Raw genomic sequence first — 20,042 nt, 5'->3', positions numbered from 1 at the left:
TTTAAAATCATAATAATTTTGATTCGTTTGAAGAGATTTTTAAGATCAACTAAATAGGAGTTATACCCATACCATGGCGATCACATTTTATGGAATATAAAATATATAGGAAATACATAAAATAGGCTTAAACAAAAAAAGCATCGATAAAATCGATGCTTTAAAGTGGAGAATACTGGGTTCGAACCAGTGACCCTCTGCTTGTAAGGCAGATGCTCTGAACCAGCTGAGCTAATTCTCCTTTTCAGTATTTTAAAACACCTCTGTTTTTTGTGGAGAATACTGGGTTCGAACCAGTGACCCTCTGCTTGTAAGGCAGATGCTCTGAACCAGCTGAGCTAATTCTCCATTTAGTATTTTAAAACACCTCTGTTTTTTGTGGAGAATACTGGGTTCGAACCAGTGACCCTCTGCTTGTAAGGCAGATGCTCTGAACCAGCTGAGCTAATTCTCCATTTAGTATTTTAAAACACCTCTGTTTTTTGTGGAGAATACTGGGTTCGAACCAGTGACCCTCTGCTTGTAAGGCAGATGCTCTGAACCAGCTGAGCTAATTCTCCATTTTCTTTCAGACTTTCAATAAATCAGCTGTGCTAACTTCTGCTTTAGTTATCGATATTTAATATCTTTCCCTAATTGCGTATGCAAATGTACAGCAAAATTTTGACTCTCAAAATTATTTCAAAAGTTTTTTGTGCATAAAAACGCAATCCACTAGAAGCCACCCACATAATTTTCAATATTTTTAGTCATAGAATTTCCAAGAAACTCCAAATCGAATATTAGCGTCATTCATCGGATAACGACGAACAGTATAATAACCTTTTGGCAGTCCCAAATATTGATTTACAAAATTACAGCTGATGAATAATGTGACCCGTTGAATGTTTGCAGTTGCCCATGCATCAAATATCGGGTAAGTAGAAAATTTAATTCCAGTATTATCATTATAAAATTGGCTTGCATTAATTGAATAAGATGGTGTTGTAAATGGAGAATTAAAACGTGCATCAACACCAATATTAAAATCAACAACTTTATAAAGAACATTACTATAATACAAACTGTGCCATGTATAGATTTCCGGAGTGGCAAGAACCGCCTGTTGATCTGTTTTTTGATAGACAATCAGATTGTCCAGTGTAAATCTTCTAAACTTAAACTTTTGTCCAACAGATATTTTCAAAAGATTAGCAGAGCTCAATTGTGCAGGTTCGATTATTTTTGATAAGCGCGCATCATTTTGTGGATTGTCAATCTCTCTAAAATAAAGATAGTTGTCCATCAAAAAGTATTCAACTTTACCATTAAAACCAATTTTTGGATTACTATAATGGAATGCTAAATTTTGGGTCTTGGTTTTGTCAAGATCCCGATCCCATTGATGATAAGTATAATTCATCCGATTAAACACCATCTCAGGAGACTTATTTTGAGAATAGGCCGAGACCGTTATTTTCCCCACATTAGAGCTTAATAAAAAATCTGCTTTTGCCTCATACAGATAATCTCCAAAATTGTGTCCCATCACGATCTGATTCACCTTACCCGTAATATTTATTCGGTCAGAAAATTTATAGCCCAACTCCCCTTTCAACATTCCATTTTGATAGAATCGGTTATTAATCCCGCTATCTGTATACCAATACATATCATGTTGAAATCCTACATTCAATTTCGCTTCATTTTTAAAAATAGATTTCCCCCGTAAATAAAAACTATATTCAAATTCATTTGAAATCGAAGTAATCTCTGTTGTATCCTGGCTTAATTGAGAAGGTCCATAAGGAAAAGCTCCATTACCATCCGTTTCGTTCTTAAAAAAGTTAAATTTCTGAATACGAACCGAGCTGTTATGGGCAATGCTATTAGTAGGATAAATTTGCATCGTAGGTTTACCGGCATCAACGGTATCAATATGCCCCAAGAACATCGATTGACGAATAAAAAGTGAATTATCCCGCCATTCGTTTCGAGGTCTATTATCTCCTAATCCCTGTAGACGCACAGGATATCGGTCTGCAGATTGTTTTTCAGCATCCTTAAAAATATTATCTGCCAAAATAGAACCATTCTCCGTTGCGTCCAATTTATTGAAAACTAGATTCGACAATAAATTATAGCGATGATTTTCGGATTCATACCAAGTAAACAAAGCTGATTTAATATCAGAATACTTCTGATTGGTGTAATATCCATCCGCCTTTGTAGCATGAAATTCCCCACCAATATTAAGTCTTGGATTTATATTTTGTGCAAGTCGAGCACGAAATACTTGGTCATTAAAGAAAAATCCAACAGAATAAAGTTCAGAAAATCGAGCTCGTGCTCTAAAATATTGGATAGAATCTGGGCGATATAACGTCCGTTCCAAACTATGAAAACCACTTTGAAAACCGATAGTTTTTGTTGGTTGAAATAACAAATCGCGTGTTGCAAGACCGTAAGAACCCAAATTAATACTCGGATTCCAGGGCAAATTTTGTTTATTATAATATTGAAAATTACGGTGTGATGTATCGATTTGAACAGTATAAGTGCCCTTCTTCATCATATCCAATGTGGTATAACGAATATATTTAGCAGACAAAATCACAGAATCTTTTTTCGAATCCTCTTTTGCCCTAGCGGAGTCTAAAGCACTACTCCATTCATCATTACTTTGTGCATGAACTTGATTTATAAAACCAATAATACAACAAAAAATCGCTAATAAGCGCAAGGTCACCTTCATTTATATTTGAACTAGCATTGTTGAAAAACTATTGCAAAGCTATTAATTCTTTCAAAATTAACGTCATCTTTGGTTCAGCTTTTGCAGCGATATCTACGATATCTTGCAAAGAAACAGGTTTCAAATCTTCATGAAAACCTTCATCAGTAATGACAGAGATGGCAAATACGGGCAAATCCATGTGATTTGCAACAATAACTTCTGGCACCGTACTCATACCAACGATATCACCACCGATAATGCTCATGTAACGATACTCTGCTTTAGTTTCTAAATTTGGGCCTGGTGCGGCTACGTAAACTACTTCATGTGCACGAATCTCCTTATCTTTGGCTATAGCCAAACCTTGCTTGATCATCTCCTGATTATAGGGTTGACTCATGTCTGGAAAACGTGGTCCAAAAGCTGCTAAATTAGAACCTCGTAAAGGATTATCAGGTAAAAGATTAATATGATCAGAGATAATTCCCAGATCACCTTTAAGAATAGTAGGATTTAAAGACCCTGAAGCATTTGAAACAAACAGTTTCTGAATACCTAATACTTTCATAACACGGATGGGGAAAGTAATTTCTCTCATATTATATCCCTCATAATAATGTAGCCTCCCCTGCATCGCTATAACTTTACGACCATTAAGAGTACCAAATATCAATTTGCCAGAATGAAATTCCACTGTAGAGATTGGAAAGTTGGGGATATTGGAATACATTAGCGAAAACTGCACTTCGATCTCATCGACCAATTTTCCTAAGCCAGTACCTAGTATTATTCCAAATTCAGGCTGAAAATCGCCTATTTTTTTGCGGATAAATCCTGCTGTTTCTTCTATCAATTGATACATACGTACAAAAAAACTAATTTAATCAAACTTAACTTAATTTTTTTGCACGTACAAATCACTTAACTTTTTTTAATTATGTGCAAGCTCTTGAACAGAGGCTTTACCTGGAGAGGTAAGGATTAACAATAAAAATGTAATAAATCCATTAATGATAATTAAATCCAACCCAATAACATATGGTGTATAAACCTCAATAACATAAGTTTTCAATATATATAAAATAACAGGAGATATCACACAGATAAAAGGTACAAGCTTGTCTTTAACAGCATATTTGGTAGCGATACCAACAACGAATAGTCCCAATAATGGTCCATAAGTATAACTCGCGGCAGTAAAGATGGCATTTACAACAGAATCATCATTTATCAATTTGAAAACTAAGATGACCAACAGCATTACAATTGAAAAACCAAAATGTACATAATTGCGTTGCTTCACCAATACTGGATCATTTGGATTCTCTTTTTTATTAAAATTCAAAAAATCTATACAATAAGAAGTTGTCAGGGCAGTCAAAGCTGAATCTGTAGTAGCAAAAGTGGCAGCTGTCAGTCCCATCATGAATATAATTGCTGGAAGGATAGTTAAATGATTTAAAGCAATTTCCGGATATAGATAATCACGAGTTGCCAGTTGACTTATATTAATACCATTTTTCTCTGCATAGATATATAACAACGCTCCAACAGCCAAAAAGAAGATATTAATCACGACAAATACACTTGTAAAGGTTATCATATTCTTTTGAGCCTCTTTGATCGTTCCCATTGATAGATTTTTTTGCATTAGATCCTGATCTAACCCGGTCATAGCAATTGTTACAAAAATACCTCCTAAAAATTGTTTCCAAAAATTAGCTTTGCTACCAACAAAATCATCCCAAAAGAATATTTTAGAATAGCTACTTTCCTTCACAGCCTCAAAGGTGTCCACAATTCCAAAATTTAAACCTTTTGCCATAAAGTAGATGGATAAAATAACAGCTGTTATCAAAAACGTTGTCTGTAGTGTATCAGTTACGATAATAGTTTTCAATCCACCTTTATTCGTATAGAGCCAAATCAGTAATAAACAAATAACAACTGTAACGACAAAAGGTATATTCCAAGCATCAAATATAAAATGTTGCAATACAATAGCAACTAAATAAAGGCGAAATGCAGAACCAATTGTTCTGGAAATAAGAAAAATAGCAGCACCGGTCTTATAAGTTGTATGTCCAAATCGCTCCTCCAAATAGGTATAGATAGAAGTAAGATTCATCCTATAGTATAAAGGAAGTAATACATAGGCGATGATAACGAATCCTACCGCGTTTCCCAATACAAATTGAAAGTAGCTAAATTCTGAAGCTCCAACTGCTCCAGGGACAGAAATAAAAGTCACCCCAGATAATGCGGTACCGATCATTCCAAAAGCAACCATGTACCATTTTGAATTACGATTTGCGACAAAGAATGTAGAGTTATCCGAAGACCCCTTTGATGTAAAATGCGCTACAGCAAGTAAAACAGCAAAGTAGATAACCAAAAAAGACAATAAAATTATTGGTGACATAAGTTTGTTTTATAATAGGTGATTTATGTTTAATGTGTTTCTTGGTAAGCTTCTATCGCTTGACGTACATGACCAAATTTTTCCAACAATTCCGTTGCTTCTGCTTCAGTAGCATCCGTTTCATCCATGATAATACGTACCCCACGTGCGACTAGCTTATGATTTGACAGTTGCATATCCACCATTTTATTTCCCTGAACACGACCCAATTGAATCATAATTGAGGTACTCAACATGTTCAATACTAATTTTTGAGCAGTACCGGCTTTCATACGAGTAGAGCCTGTAACAAATTCAGGTCCTACCACAACCTCAACTGGCAATTGTGCCACTTTTGCAATCGGAGAACCACCATTACATACGATACAACCTGTTGCTAATCCCGCTGCGTTAGCAGCCTTCAAACCACCTACTACATAAGGCGTCGTTCCAGAGGCAGCAATACCAATCACCACATCTGTCGCATTGATACTATATTCAGCTAAATCTTTCCACGCCTGCTCCGTATCGTCCTCTGCAAACTCTACAGCTTTACGAATAGCTGTATCTCCTCCTGCAATCATTCCGATAATCCAATCAAAAGGAACCCCATATGTCGGCGGACATTCAGAAGCATCTAAAATACCTAATCGTCCACTCGTACCAGCCCCAATATAAAAAACGCGCCCCCCGTTTTTCATCTTAGCAACACACTCATTAACTAAAGCCTCGATCTGAGGAATAGCTTTCTCAACAGCCATTGGAACGGTCTTATCTTCGTTATTAATATTCGTTAACAACTCCAAAACAGTCATTTTTTCTAAATCCTGGTAATGCGATTCTTTTTCGGTTGTATTTATCATCCTATCTTCTATATTGTCCTTTATTCTATTGTAATAACTCACGAATATCTACAAATTGATATCCTTCTTTCTTTAACTGATCTATTATCTTTCCCAAACGATCATAGAATTTATCTTTTCTACGTACATCAGTACCCATATGTACGAGCACGATAAATCCATTTAAACCATTGGGTTGCTTACTCTCTTTCCATATTCCCATTTCGATATCATCAGAAGATAAATATCGTTTTCCCATTTCTGGATAACTATAATCTGCCGCAGTTCGCAATCCTGGTGTATAATTAATGGGCGTATACCCCATCTCCTTACTCCAAACGACAATCTCTTTATTATACCATTCATACGACGGAATAAAATATTTATTATCACTTCGAAAACCCAAATTATCTAGTTCTCTAAAATTCATCTCCAAATCATGGATGAATGAATCTTTAGTCACTAATAATCCATTTCTATTACTCCAATCACTAAACAAAAGATGCTTATCAGAATGGGCAGAAAGATAATGTTTATTCTTTTTAATCTCATCTATAACAGAACGAAATTTTGTTGTCCTCAAAAAATCTCCTGTTAAAAAAAATGATCCTTTTATAGACTTTTCCCTTAATGTCTTCAGTACTTTTAATCCTCCCTCAGCCAAATCGTGTCCTGTAAAAACAAGTGCAAGCCTTTTTTGCAGACTATCACCCCTTATGATCGCTCCATAAGAATCCAACACTACTTTTTTACCGGAGGCTCCTCCAATGCCTTTTGCTCTTGAGAAGCCAACAGATATATCAAAGAAGCGGTACCATCCATTGTAGGTTCATTCGTACTATAGTCCCCGTAATCATCATGATAAACAACTAAATCACTTTGAAATGCTGCATACGGATCCTCATTTAACAACTTGATACCAATCAGATTACGATATGTCGAAGTCATAATAGGACCATCGACCAATCCACCATCAATTGGAAAATTCTTTAAATGGGTAAAAGCAGAATGTGGATTAACCGGTGTATCGCCCCAAGAAGGCAAACCATAAACCATGCTAGTCCCCCAAGGGTTAGTCCCAAACAGCCAATCTATATTTGACTGTGCCAATTCATCATAGCGCTCATCCTCTGTCAATTCTTTATACCATAAGCACTGAATAGCAAAGGATACAGTCAAATTATTGCTACACCAGATAAAAGGCACTCCCCGATAAAAAGCATTAGTTTGAGCTCTAGCTAAAACAGCATCTATTCCAGACTTATAGTATGAGACAATCTCCTCGCGATCATTGCCTTTTAATTGTTTTCCTAACTCAAAATGACCAAGATTAATAAATGGATACCATTGATAATGCGCTGCGGTATCGCTTGTCATCCAAGGCGTAATCTTTTCTTGTCGAGCATATGCCATTGACTCCTTTAAAAACCTCTTTTTGTTAGTCGCTCCATAAAACATTGCACCTGCCAATTCCATATCATCTACCCAATTATCCTCAGCATAGATATAGGGCGATTTTACCGATACCGTTTGCGTTACTCCTGGTTTTATCAATGCAAAGCTATAGGCTGTCTTTGCTTTTTTTGCCAAGACTTTTGCATATCTACGATCATCACTTTGAAACAAAGAACTTCCCAGATGAAACGCACTCGAGAATTTAGCTGCTGTAGAACTTGTTCCCGTTGTATTATTCATAAATTTACCACGTTGCTGTGGTTCGCCATCAATAAAATATACCGGTCTTTCAAATCCTCTTCCATAAAAAGGATCTTCACCAGGCATTCTCATATTGGTATGATCACGATCATCTGCAATTTGGTTAAACATCAAATTCGGAGCAGGATGCATCTTGATCAACCAATCCAATCCCCATTTAGCCTCATCAAGCACATCAGCACGACCATTTTTCCCATCCAGTCCATTTGCCTGCTTTTGGTCACCAAATACTTTTGGAAAATCCCGATAAGCAGCCAAAAGATGATAAGTTGCATTTGCTGAGGTCGTAGAATATTGCAAATAGTCAGAAGCATCGTGCCAACCGCCACCTGCATCAATGCGTGTACTATCAGTGATACCAACCTTATTTGCATGTAATACAAAACCATCGTGTGTATGACAACTATCTTGTAGATATGGATTAAACAGCGTCCTTTGTTGACGCATGTAACGGAGCGCAAAATCCGCAGCCCCTTTATAAACATCTTTTCCAATCTTAAAGACAGGTGATTTCACCTCTCCAACTCTTAAATAATAAGAACCTGTATCCCGGAATGTTGAAAAATCAAATCTAAAACTCTGAACAAAAGGTCCATATGAACCATAATCTTTACCAATAGTGTTAGAGAACACGCGTTTTGTTGTTTTTACCTCTATCAGTTCAAATTCAGTATAATTTCCTTTTACCTTTCCTCCAAATACCGCAACCTTTATACCTGCAGGTGTATAACCTAATTGGTTTACTCTAATCCATGCTTGTTTTTGCGCTTTCGCAAAGTTAAAAACAAAACATGCAAAAACAAGCATAAAAATACGCAGTAAATGTAATAAGTTTTGTGTATTTAATTTCATAATTTAGAACTTTTATAAAGTTAAAATTTTAGTTTAACAATCTTACCATCCATTGTACTGCAAACGAGTTCATTATTACCCAAAACTAATGTTGGATTAACCATACCGTTTGAAATTTTATATTGCCAAAGCATATGACCTGATTTAGCATTTAGTGCTGATAATAATCCAGAATGACTCGGTACAAAAACAATTTTACCATTCGTGTTTATCGCAGAAGGGGCTAATTCATAAGGAAGTTTCAAATTAGATTTCCAAGCGACATCCATCTGATTACCTTTTGTGGAAACCCCAAGCAAATCTCCATCCATTGTTTTAACATAAACATATTTATGGTCAGCAGAAAGTCCCATGGATTCCCTAACACGAATTGTATCCTTTTTCTCTCTCCAAATAACTTGTCCATCTTTTGCATTTAGTGCCGTCATATAACGATCTGGAGCCACTACAAAAATGGTATTATTAACGGCAACAGGGTAACAAGCTGCTGCAGAAAACATGCGATTAGCATGTCCGTTATTCCACTCCCATTCCAAAGCACCCGACTTTGCATTTAAAGCATAAAAGCCATTTCCCCATGAACCGAAAATCAGTAGATCTTGATAGTAAGTCGGAAGAGTAGAAACATATCCTTTCACTCCATTAAAATTCCATTTTTGTTTTCCCGTCAATACATCCAATGCTCTAAACACTCCATCAGATCCACCAATATATGCTATACCCTTATGAATCAATGGCGAACCGAGAACAGCTTTTTCTGTTTTCACTTTCCATCTCAACATACCCGTCTCTGCATCTATACCATAAATATAATGATCAGAAGAGCCTACCACCACAACACCTTTCCATGCCGCTGGTGTTGAATATACTTTACCTCCCGTTTTGAATGACCACTTCTTTTTGCCTGTTTTGCTATCCAATGCAAAAATATCACCTGAGGTATTAGCCGTGATAATGCAATCTTTATAAAGGGACATTCCAGCACCAATATCACTCGCATCTTGAAACTCCCAAGCTACAGAGACTTGAGACCCATATTTATCATTAACGATGTAACTAGGTCGCGGATATTTCTTTTTATTCAACTCAAAATGATGGTTTTCTAACGTGACCACTGCCCAAGGATCCAAATAGCGTCCATCAACTGTACGCTCTTGATAAGTAGCCTTACCCTGGTCGATCGTTACAATATTATAACCGCCATATTCATTTTTTGCACGAAGATTTGATCTCCCCATTATCCCTGGTATCCCTTCCCAATCGTATAATTTGTTTACATGACCATGTCCACAAAAAGCCAATTGCACATTCCTAGACTTTACTCGATCCAAAGCTTCAAACCAATTATTTAAAGAAGAATCCTGCGGATAATGATTAATGTATATCAAAGGCATATTATGATCTGGATTAGCACTAAAAATTGAATCCATCCAAACAAGATTTTCACGCGGAATCTGACCCGGACTCATCCGCATATTTGGTCCTGAGTTAGTCCCCAAAAACATGAAACCTTTATGTTTAAAAAAGAAAGTTTCACCACCAAAAACACGTCGAAAAGTATTGGCTCCATTTTCAGACCAGTTACCATCATGATTACCAGGAACTACATACCAAGGCAAGGACAAGCTATCCAATATTTGTTTAGCCAGTATCAATTCATGATCGGCACCAAATTCGGTTATATCACCTGAAAGGATAACAAAATCAATATTTTTTAAAGTATTCAGATCTTTTACTGTACGACGCAAATCTTCTTCACCTGTCGCTCCCCCAACATGTGTATCGGTGACATGAGCAAATTTGAAAGATTGTGCATTCAATATATTAAATGCAAAAATCAACATGCAAATAATACTATAGGTTCTTTTTATCATCATAGGAATTAATTCGTATTGTAAAGATAGTCATAAAAAATAAAATAATGCGTTTTTGTGCAACTTTATAAATTAAATAACACAAATACGCAGTCATACTAGCAACACCGTAAGATAATTTTGTCAAATTGAATTTAAAATTAACAAAAAGAGCCACCTAAAATTAAGTGGCTCTTTATTAACTCAGTAGTCGATAACTACCAACCTGCTGTTTGTGTTAATGTATATCCTCTATCCACATATTGCTGAACCTGATTAAGTCCAACTGGAGACATATATGAACGCTCTGTAAATCCTACACGATTTGCAAAGTTTGCAACAACATAGTAACCAACTAAATCACTAGCATTTGTACCATTAAATGTAACAATGGTACCATCTGCCTTCATTACTTTTAATCTATTTTTGTACGAATCTGCCAAATTATTACCAGCATTATTTTTAGGTAAATCTTTCAAAGCATTGATCCATGGACCCGCCGCATATTCAGGCTTGTTAAAATTCATATAATCCAATTTTTTCCAGCGTCTAATATCATTCAGACGAGATCCTTCGTATACAAATTCCATACGACGTTCACGACGTATTTCCCACATCAATGGAGACACATCACCATCACGAGTAGGATCATTAGGAATAGTAGATAATAATAATGGCGCAGTTTTCTTAACACCTTTTCTAGTTGCATCAGCATCTAAAGGTCTATTTCTGATTGCATTAATAGATTTATCCAAGTCATTTTGCCCCACAGCAGCACCGCCATAATTTTCCGCTAATACTTGTTTAGCCTCAATCCAATTTAAGACCACTTCTGCTAAACGAACTACAGGAGCATCATTTGTATTGGTATTACTTGCCCATTTCGCAGGATAGGTTTTACCTATATAATTCAAGGCATCTCTGCTCGCAAATTTATGAACATATGCTAATGTTTTAGACGCCGTGTTAACTGTATCCATAAAAGTTGCTTCAAATCTTGGATCCCTAGAAGATGCTAACGCTTTTAACGAAAAGTCACCAGCTTTAGCTGTTGTAGAGTTTTGCCAAACTTGACCATCATTACAGATAAAAGATTTCAATAAATTTAAATTTGAAGCTTTATCCTGTCCTTCAGTACCATTACTGTAAGAACCAATTGCATGTGTCACCTTTACGGCATCATTATATGCTCTAAAAAAAATAACCTCAGGATTACCCGTTAGATCCTCAGATGCAAATAAACTTTTAAAATCACTACCAAAAGAATATTTACCAGAATTCATTACATATTGAGAAGCTTCAACGGCTAACTCTAAAAACTTTTTCGCTCTTGTTTTATCCACATTGTGGTAATGTTCCCAAGTACCCTCAAATAACATCCAATTTGAGATTAAAGCAGCAGCTGTATAACGACCTACATACCCTTTACCATCATCTACGCGCATATTCTCCAGTACAAACTTAAAGTCATCATACACTTTATCCATCACCTCCGTTCTTGGCGTACGAGCTTTATACATCGTATCAAAATCCAATGGATCGACTTCCGCATCAAAATAAGGAACATCTCCAAACACACCTACTAAACGGGAATATTCAAAAGCTCTGAAAAATTTAGCAACTGCTGTCCAGTGGTTATACTCTTCTGGAGATAAATTAGGTTTTGCTTTATCTTCTATGCGATTCAACATCACATTTGCTTTGCGTACCCAGTAGAAATTCCAAGAAGGCCCAGAATACTGAGTTAGCATATCTGTTGTCGGCAAAGTTGTATTTGTAAGAGGACCACGCGTTGTAGGTACTGTGGATTCAAAACTTGCTTGCGTTCCTTCAGATGTAAAATCATCCGACCAGTTATACCCTCTAAGCGGAGCAAACGCAACACCAAACCCTGAATTATACCCAACAAAAAAGTTTGTATAAAAGTCATTTGCATACAATCGGATATCGCTTTGGTTTCTCCAAAATTCAGCATCAATCACTTTCGTTGTCTCTGAACGATCTAATAAGTCCTTATTACAAGAAACTAAACCTGCCGCAGACAGCAAAACTGCTATAATATGTTTATTTAATTTCATTTTTCTAATATTAAAAGTTTAACTGAACACCAAATGATGCACTTTTGAATGTTGGAGTACCAACACCTGTACGACCACCATTATAGTTAGTAGCATTAAAAATCGATTCTCCTTCAACCTCCTCGGGATCAACTGGCAAGCCATTTAACTTATCCCAAGTAAAGAAATTTTCTAATGATACATACACCCTTAAATTGTTAATTTTTGCACGATCCAGTATACGCTTTGGAATCGTATATCCCATTGTCAGATTTTTAATTCTCAAATATGACATATCCAGTAAATATCGAGATTGAATCTGCATATTGTTTACATTGGTACCACCAGCATTATTGAATGCGGCTGGGTAAAATGCATCCTGATTTTCTGGAGTCCAGTAATCATTAACAAAACTTGCTGGCATAGCGCCATCAGAAACATTAAAGCCAGGAATAGCCAAAAATCCAGTCCCCCACACTTTACGTTGACCAACTCCTTGAAAGAATGCTGAAACATCAAAACCCTTAAAATCAGCCCCTATTCTAAATCCATATTGATATCTAGGCGTAGAATTTCCAATAATTTTCATATCTCCAGGATTATCGATTGTACCTGCACCATTATCGATTTCTCCATCGCCATTTAAATCCTTAAACTTTACGTCCCCAGGTCCGTAATAAAAATTAGATGAATTTTGATACTTGGGTTGATAAACAGCCTTTTCGCCATTTGGTCCTTCCTTCAATAAATACGCTAGACTACCACCTTCAGTATAATATTTTGACATATCCTGCGTCAGCTTAACTAATTGTGTCTTTCCATTTGCATCCAACACAAAATCATCATACTGATACAGTCGATCAGTTTCAAATCCCCAGATATCCCCATATACACGACCGTCATAATTTACTCCTGTGGTTCTTGATTCTGTATAACCGCTAAATACCGATTTAGCATCATCAATATTAGCTCTTAAATTAATTCCAAGGCCATTTTCAAAGCGATGGTTAAAATCAACAGCAATCTCAAGACCTCGAGTAGTCAAAGTACCATAATTACCTATCGGAGGTGCTGAACCTAAAGTCAAAGTAGTACCTTCTAAAGGAGCAAACATATTGTTTGTTTTCTTTTGATACCAATCAACAGTAAGTCCCAACTTACTGTTGAAAAATCTGGCATCCATACCGACATCCAACGTTTCCAGATCTTCCCAGGTTACATTCGGAACATTCAATTTTGGAGATCCAACAGAATTTGTTAATGTTCCATCGATTACCCAGCTTGTTTGACCTGCAGGCATGTTGGAAATATACAAATCAGAAGGTACAGTTTGATTACCGATGATACCCCATGAACCTCTAAATTTTAATTGGTTCAACGTTGGCTTCGCCCATTCCATAAAACTCTCTTCTGATGCTACCCAGCCCGCTGAGAATGAAGGAAACCATCTCCATTTCAAATCTGTAGGAAATTTAGACGATCCATCATAACGAAGATTTGCCTCTAACAAATATTTATTTTTATAAGCATAGTTGACCCGACCAAAGTATCCCAACTGAGATTCCCAATACTCGCCTCCACTACCCGTTATTGTTCCAACAGCAAGATCAAATTGCGGATTAGTGATATCAATTAAATCAGCTTTTTGCGTCCAATGATACTGACCAGCAGAAGCCACCCGATTCATACCTAGCATAAATTTAAATACATGATTATCATTTAAATTTAAATCATAGGTCGTATATGCATTAAAAGTATGTTTTTGTTCATTTTCAGATCGCATGTAAATATGATCCTGTGCAGAACCATTCGCGGTATACATGTCATTGGACAAATCATAAGCCTGTATTGCTCCCGCATCAGTTGCAGAAACTACTTGACCATCACTATTAACAAAAACAGGTTTACCATTCGCATCCAGCCTTTGCTTTGCAGCAACCCAAGAATTTGCAGCGGTATATCTCGTACCATTTTTTCTCCAAGAAAAATCTTCATTCGTAAAATTGTAATCAATATCTACTCTCCAGTTTTTCTTAATATTAACTGTCGCACCTGCATTTAAATTAATGTAGTTACGTAACATCGATGCATCATTTGCCGCATTGTTTTCACTCCAAGGACTTCTGATTGGATTTCCATTTTCGTCATTTCCCATTGGATACAATGAACTCCATCTATACATGTATAACCATGGATCTGCTGTAGTTGAGTTTGTGGCATATGGATATGTCTTATTTCGCTGAGCAAACATGGCTCCACCACGAACAGTAATAAACTTATTAAGTTCTGTACTTAGTCGCAAAGCAGCATTATATCTTGTAAACTTATCTGCATCACCAGGTTTCAACATACCACTTTGGTTTAAGGAACCAAATGAAGCCGTATATTTTGTTTTATTAATGCTACCATTTAACGATAGATTATGGGTCTGAGTAGGCGCCCATTCCTTAATCATATAATCATAGGGATCATAAGTACGAATACCAAATTTTTTAGTTGGCGCTGTAGGATTCACATACCAATCTCTCCCATAGACTGTAGGGTCATCTGATCCTATCGTAGAACCATATTTTTTATCCCAATCAACAGCTTTTTCGTAACTCTCTCTATTTATTTTATAAAAAGCTCCAGTTTCCGTTTCTCCAACCCGATCCATAGCGTCTACCGTATATTTCAATGCATTAAGACGACCCATTTCATATCTTTTAAAAGGATTCTGAAAGGAGAAGTTATTAGAGTAATTAACATTGATTTTTTCAGTTGAACTTCCCGTCTTACTTGTGATCAAAATAACGCCAAAAGCTGCTTTAGCACCATATATCGAAGAGGCCGCAGCATCCTTTAAGACTGTAATAGATTCAACATCCTCAGGATTGACATATTGAATACTTGGTATTTCAACATTGTCTAATAAAATAAGAGGATTAGATGTTCCTTGTATAGAAGAAATTGCGCCCCGAATTCTAATCTTTGGATCAGAACCTACTTCTCCACTTGGTATTGTAACACTCAATCCGGGTGTTGTACCTTGGATAGCACGACCAACATCAGCAATAGGTCTACTCTGTAAATTTTCTTTTACATTGATAGTCGATACAGCACCTGTTACATTCCCTTTTTTCTGTGTACCGTAACCAACAACTACCACTTCTTCCAAAGATTCATTACTTGATTCTAAAGTAACGTTCACAGTGTTAGAACTTACCGTTGCCTCTTTTGTAGCATAACCAATGGACGTAAATCTCAACTTACTCCCGATAGGAGCCGTAATCTTGAAACGTCCTTGAGTATCTGTTTTTGTAGAGGCTGTCCCTCCGACAACTACTACACTTACTTCCGCCATTGGCCCATCTGGCCCTGTCACCACCCCCTGAACTGCATTTTGAAGCGCAGCTTTGGATGAAGCTAAAAGTGACTGTGTTACATTAGGGCTATTCAGTACTCCTTCTTTGCTCACATTACTGAAAGACTTAGAAGGCACACTCAGACCCACAGCAACAGAAAATAGTATAAATTTTCTCATTGTATCGTAGCGTTTTATAATAAATGAATTTTTATATTGAAATTTAGTTAGTTTGTTTTATTCAAAATCAGGATATAATAAATACTTCTTGCGCATCATTTTATATGCAGCTAAATCAGCTGCCCACGAAGCTCTTATCTCCTGTTCCGATTTTCCGTCAAGAATCTGCAATCTCAATTGATCAGTCCCAGCAAGTTTATCAAAAAATGCAGGACGAGCGAAAAAGGTAGATTTATCTGGAGTTTTGTTGTAAAAATCCAACACGTATTTTAAAGTAAATTTATGTTCAGAAGGAACTACACTTCGAAGATCAATCCCATAATTAATAGCACCTTTACCTTCTACATGCTTAGTCATACCGTGACGTTCACCAGGAGTAAAAGTAAATGATCCATACACTGGATTGGTATAACCAATAATTTGAAAAGGCCAATCCGTTCCGCGTCCTACAGAAATATCTGTCCCCTCGAAAAGACACAATGACAAATAAAGTCTGACTGAAAGAGCATTAGGCAAACTAGGCGAAGGAATAACAGGAAGATCATACATCATCTTATGGTCATATCCTTTAACAGGTACAATGGTCACATCACATTTTTTGCCATTTTCTAACCATTTTTCACCATTGATCATCTTAGCCAATTCACCAATGGTCAAACCATGGATCATCGCTATTTTATGCCAAGAAACATCTGATTTAAACTTATCATCATGTCTTACCGGACCATCCACCTGATCACCATTCGGATTTGGACGATCCAATACAATAAGTTTTTTATTGTGTTTTGCACATAATTCCATCACCCGATGCAAGGAAGTGATATAGGTATAAAAACGGGCTCCGACATCTTGAAGATCAAAAATCATGACATCAATTGCATTTACAATAGAGTCTTGTTTCTGATTACCTCCATATAAAGTATATAATGGCAATCCTGTTTTTGAATCAACATCATTACCAAATTTCTCTCCACGCTCCACATCACCTCTAAAACCATGCTCAGGCGCAAAGGCAAATTTTAAATCCACTTTTTCGCGCAATAAAACATCTACTAGATGTTCCTTAGATGCCCCTACGATAGAAGTTTGGTTTCCCATAACACCTACTTTCTTACCTTTTAACATAGGCAAGTAAGATGAAAGCTGATCTGCACCGGTTAAAATTTGCGCATTTTTATTTAGAGAAGTGAATGAAGTCTGATTTATGACTACTGATTTACTAGCACATGAAGTGAAAGTAAGAAAACTCGTCAATAAAAGGAATCCAAATAGTCTTTTCATATTTTATTAAAAATTAATGGTAGCGTGTCTATCATACTGGCAAATAGATGATAATTCGTGAATAAATGTAAGTAGATGTTTTCGTTTTTTTAACTAAATCACTTACAAAAACGCAAAACAAAGTAAGTAGTCACTTTTATTCCCTATATACACCATTAACTGTTATTTAACATTTTTTAACAAAAAACACTCGATAAACATCACAAATAACTGAATATCAAAAACATATTAACAATAATTAAGAATTACAAAAGCATAATTAGTGTAATTAATACACAGTTTTGTAACATTATTATTACTTTAATAAAGTGCGGCACAAAACAGCAATTAATGATTTTTCAAGAAATTACATCAAACATTTTAGAAGAGATAGTAATATGATTAAAAAAACATCCACATTTCAAGAAATCAGATGAAAAAATACAAAAACAAAAAAGGAGTTCATAAGAACTCCTTTTTTGTTTTTTATAATCCTGTTATAAAGATAATAGATTCAAATCAATCAACCTTCTCCTTAATTTTATCATAAAATCATCTCCAGGGTCTGACTTTGAAGTGATATAATTTGAATCTGTTTCTCTCCAATATTTAGTTTTACGAAAGGTCTTATATTCGTGATGACCAATTACAAAATCTATTGGATACTTGCTTTTTAACTGCCTAATGAGCGCCTCATTAGCCAACAACTGCTTGTCGGTAAGTGGATACTTATCACCACCAATATTTTCAATACCGATCGCACAATAATTCAAACCAATGGTATGTCTAGCGAATACAGTATCAGGCAAAAATTGATAAATCGTACCATCTCTATCGATCACATATTGCGAAGAAACATTTAACGGGCTTGCTTTAGTCAATTCTGGCCTCCCAGGCAATAATACGGGATTAAACGTATTAAAAGTTGCTTGAACACTATTATTAGCTGTCCAATGCACGACTACCATTTTTGGTTTGATAACTGCCTTTTGCTGTACAATACCATGCCTACTTTTAAGATAATCCAAAGAGAGCTGCTCCCGCTCTGCATTCCAAAGAATAGGTTTTTGGATAATAACAGGTGTTTGTGCAAATGAGCGAAGAGCTAAAAATAAAAATAGAATAAAAAAATATCTCATCTCACGAATATATAAAAAGGGTTTACAATTTTTTGTAAACCCTTAATTTTTTATTTATCCCACCAAATACGTTGGTTTTGATAAGTCGGTAAATCCGCTTCGGCATTTGCCGCTTTTACTTGTATTAGATTATAATTAATTTCATAAGATGGAATTGCGAATCTTCTAGGCCATTCAGTTTGCGAGGGATAAGCTGTGGTAAATACATGTGAAGGTCTTTTAAATCCTTTATAGATACCTGTCGCTTCATTGTAATTCCCTGATGCATCTGTACAATAGTTCATTCTTCTTAAGTCAGACCATTGTTCAGGTGAGTAGGAAAGAGCTATATATTTTTGAATCATAATATGGCTCAAAGTTAATTTCCCTGCCTCTTGTATTATGGAAGAGCTTGCCATATACAATGCGACATCAGAGGCTTTGATACCCATTATTTCCATATGCGCCTTGATACCGGCGTGATAAGCGGACAATGCAGCCCCTAATTCTCCTTTTTTAAAGCGAACTTCAGCTTCTATAAACTTCATTTCAGAATTAGTTAACAATAATCCTTTACCTCCTTTTTCAGTATACCAAGTTCCCGTGGAAAGTATACGTCCATTTGCAGCAATGTCCTTACGCATGGAAATATAAACAGAATCTTTATTCGAAAATTTATTAGTCGCGCTAGCATAAACATAAGACGCAGGCCCAGTTTTTGGCAAATCTGAACTCATATCAACAAATAATGTTTTACGATAACTTCCATCTGAATTCTGAGAACTTGGAACTAATAAATCCAATCTCGGATCAATAACATTAGCACTACCTGAAGGAGCTCCTGGATAATTATTGGTAATATAATTATAATATAATTGAGTAATACGAGCTGAAGTCCCTGTATTTACCCACTGCAAAGATGCTTTACTCTGATCGCTAGTAGTGGCTGTCTCATCTACATACTGAATAATTGTGCTCTCATCATTTGCAATTGGAGCTTTAGCCAAAGCATCTAGTACAGCCTGAGGGTTATAGGAAGGCAATTTACTGTAATGATTTAAAAATCTAGCTTTTAATCCATAAGCCAATTTCAACCAATTCTGTACGTTTCCTTTATTAAAAATGTCTCCTGCAGATAATGGAGCTGCCCCTAAAGACTGTTCTTTAGATAGATCTAGGATAGCTTCATCAATTAAAGCTAAAACCTGAGTATACACATATTCACCATCGTCAAATTTTGGTGTTAGATTATTAACTTTATCAAACTCATCATATGGCAACATTCCATACAAATCAACCATATAACCAAAACCCCAAGCTTTGATCAATTTTGCTGCTCCAACATAGTGGTAAGCACCAACTTTAGTTGCGCTCTCAATTAATGGATCAATATTAACCGCAGTATTAACATACCATGATTGCCAAGGCCAACCAGTTGAAGAAGCTGTTGAATTCCATCTGGTTAAATTCCAATTATTATTGTTTGCGTTTACAACAGCCAATTGCTGTCCTAAAAAAGAAGTACGTGTACCTGCAGACTCATATCCATCTATAAACTGAGCCAGTATAGATGGCAATCGTTGTTGAGGTGTAGGTACTGTTGAGTTGGCAGAATTAGGATTATCATTAACATCTAACCATTTACTGCAGGAATTGAATAGCAATGTTGCAGAAATTGTCGCTATATAAAATATTTTTCTCATT

The 20,042-nt window shown here is 36.0% G+C and carries 12 protein-coding genes and 4 tRNA genes; all 16 read right to left on the bottom strand.

Going from position 1 to position 20,042, the window contains the following annotated elements:
* Positions 1–166: 166 nt before the first annotated feature.
* A tRNA-Val gene (locus C8N37_RS06540) sits at positions 167–241 on the bottom strand.
* 32 nt (positions 242–273) lie between these two features.
* A tRNA-Val gene (locus C8N37_RS06535) sits at positions 274–348 on the bottom strand.
* Positions 349–379: 31 nt separating this feature from the next.
* Positions 380–454: transfer RNA gene (locus tag C8N37_RS06530), tRNA-Val, on the bottom strand.
* Positions 455–485: 31 nt separating this feature from the next.
* Positions 486–560, bottom strand: a tRNA-Val gene (locus C8N37_RS06525).
* 185 nt (positions 561–745) lie between these two features.
* The gene (locus C8N37_RS06520; RefSeq protein WP_108158154.1) at positions 746–2,734 is read right to left on the bottom strand and encodes a putative porin; all 1,989 of its coding nucleotides are present in this window, start codon (positions 2,732–2,734) and stop codon (positions 746–748) included.
* A 28-nt stretch (positions 2,735–2,762) separates the two neighbouring features.
* Complete coding sequence (locus C8N37_RS06515; RefSeq protein WP_108158153.1) at positions 2,763–3,578, bottom strand: purine-nucleoside phosphorylase; 816 nt, start codon at positions 3,576–3,578, stop codon at positions 2,763–2,765.
* A 69-nt stretch (positions 3,579–3,647) separates the two neighbouring features.
* Positions 3,648–5,138 (bottom strand): sodium:solute symporter, encoded by a 1,491-nt coding sequence (locus C8N37_RS06510; protein ID WP_108158152.1) that lies wholly within the window; start codon positions 5,136–5,138, stop codon positions 3,648–3,650.
* A 29-nt stretch (positions 5,139–5,167) separates the two neighbouring features.
* On the bottom strand, positions 5,168–5,980 hold the full coding sequence (gene murQ / locus C8N37_RS06505) for an N-acetylmuramic acid 6-phosphate etherase (protein ID WP_108158151.1): 813 nt from the start codon (positions 5,978–5,980) through the stop codon (positions 5,168–5,170).
* Between the two features lie 25 nt (positions 5,981–6,005).
* Positions 6,006–6,701, bottom strand: coding sequence for a polysaccharide deacetylase family protein (locus C8N37_RS23065; protein ID WP_244914356.1), 696 nt, complete (start codon positions 6,699–6,701; stop codon positions 6,006–6,008).
* On the bottom strand, positions 6,701–8,527 hold the full coding sequence (locus C8N37_RS06500) for a glycoside hydrolase family 9 protein (RefSeq protein WP_244914355.1): 1,827 nt from the start codon (positions 8,525–8,527) through the stop codon (positions 6,701–6,703). The genes C8N37_RS23065 and C8N37_RS06500 overlap by 1 nt, the downstream gene beginning before the upstream one ends.
* 20 nt (positions 8,528–8,547) lie before the next feature.
* On the bottom strand, positions 8,548–10,404 hold the full coding sequence (locus tag C8N37_RS06495) for an outer membrane protein assembly factor BamB family protein (RefSeq protein WP_108158150.1): 1,857 nt from the start codon (positions 10,402–10,404) through the stop codon (positions 8,548–8,550).
* 194 nt (positions 10,405–10,598) lie between these two features.
* Positions 10,599–12,458: a RagB/SusD family nutrient uptake outer membrane protein gene (locus C8N37_RS06490; protein ID WP_108158149.1), complete on the bottom strand. Its 1,860-nt coding sequence runs from the start codon at positions 12,456–12,458 to the stop codon at positions 10,599–10,601.
* A gap of 10 nt (positions 12,459–12,468) precedes the next feature.
* Positions 12,469–15,960, bottom strand: a complete 3,492-nt coding sequence (locus C8N37_RS06485; protein ID WP_108158148.1) for a SusC/RagA family TonB-linked outer membrane protein — start codon at positions 15,958–15,960, stop codon at positions 12,469–12,471.
* 57 nt (positions 15,961–16,017) lie between these two features.
* Positions 16,018–17,241 (bottom strand): exo-beta-N-acetylmuramidase NamZ family protein, encoded by a 1,224-nt coding sequence (locus C8N37_RS06480; RefSeq protein WP_108158147.1) that lies wholly within the window; start codon positions 17,239–17,241, stop codon positions 16,018–16,020.
* A gap of 476 nt (positions 17,242–17,717) precedes the next feature.
* Positions 17,718–18,359, bottom strand: a complete 642-nt coding sequence (locus C8N37_RS06475) for a peptidoglycan recognition protein family protein (protein ID WP_108158146.1) — start codon at positions 18,357–18,359, stop codon at positions 17,718–17,720.
* A gap of 50 nt (positions 18,360–18,409) precedes the next feature.
* Positions 18,410–20,041, bottom strand: a complete 1,632-nt coding sequence (locus C8N37_RS06470; RefSeq protein ID WP_108158145.1) for a SusD/RagB family nutrient-binding outer membrane lipoprotein — start codon at positions 20,039–20,041, stop codon at positions 18,410–18,412.
* Position 20,042: the final 1 nt, after the last annotated feature.

Origin of the sequence: Sphingobacterium faecium, assembly GCF_003054045.1 — a bacterium.
Classification (GTDB): domain Bacteria; phylum Bacteroidota; class Bacteroidia; order Sphingobacteriales; family Sphingobacteriaceae; genus Sphingobacterium; species Sphingobacterium faecium.
The sequence above is the reverse complement of the archived record's forward strand: the minus strand, read 5'-3'. Positions and strand labels throughout refer to the sequence as shown.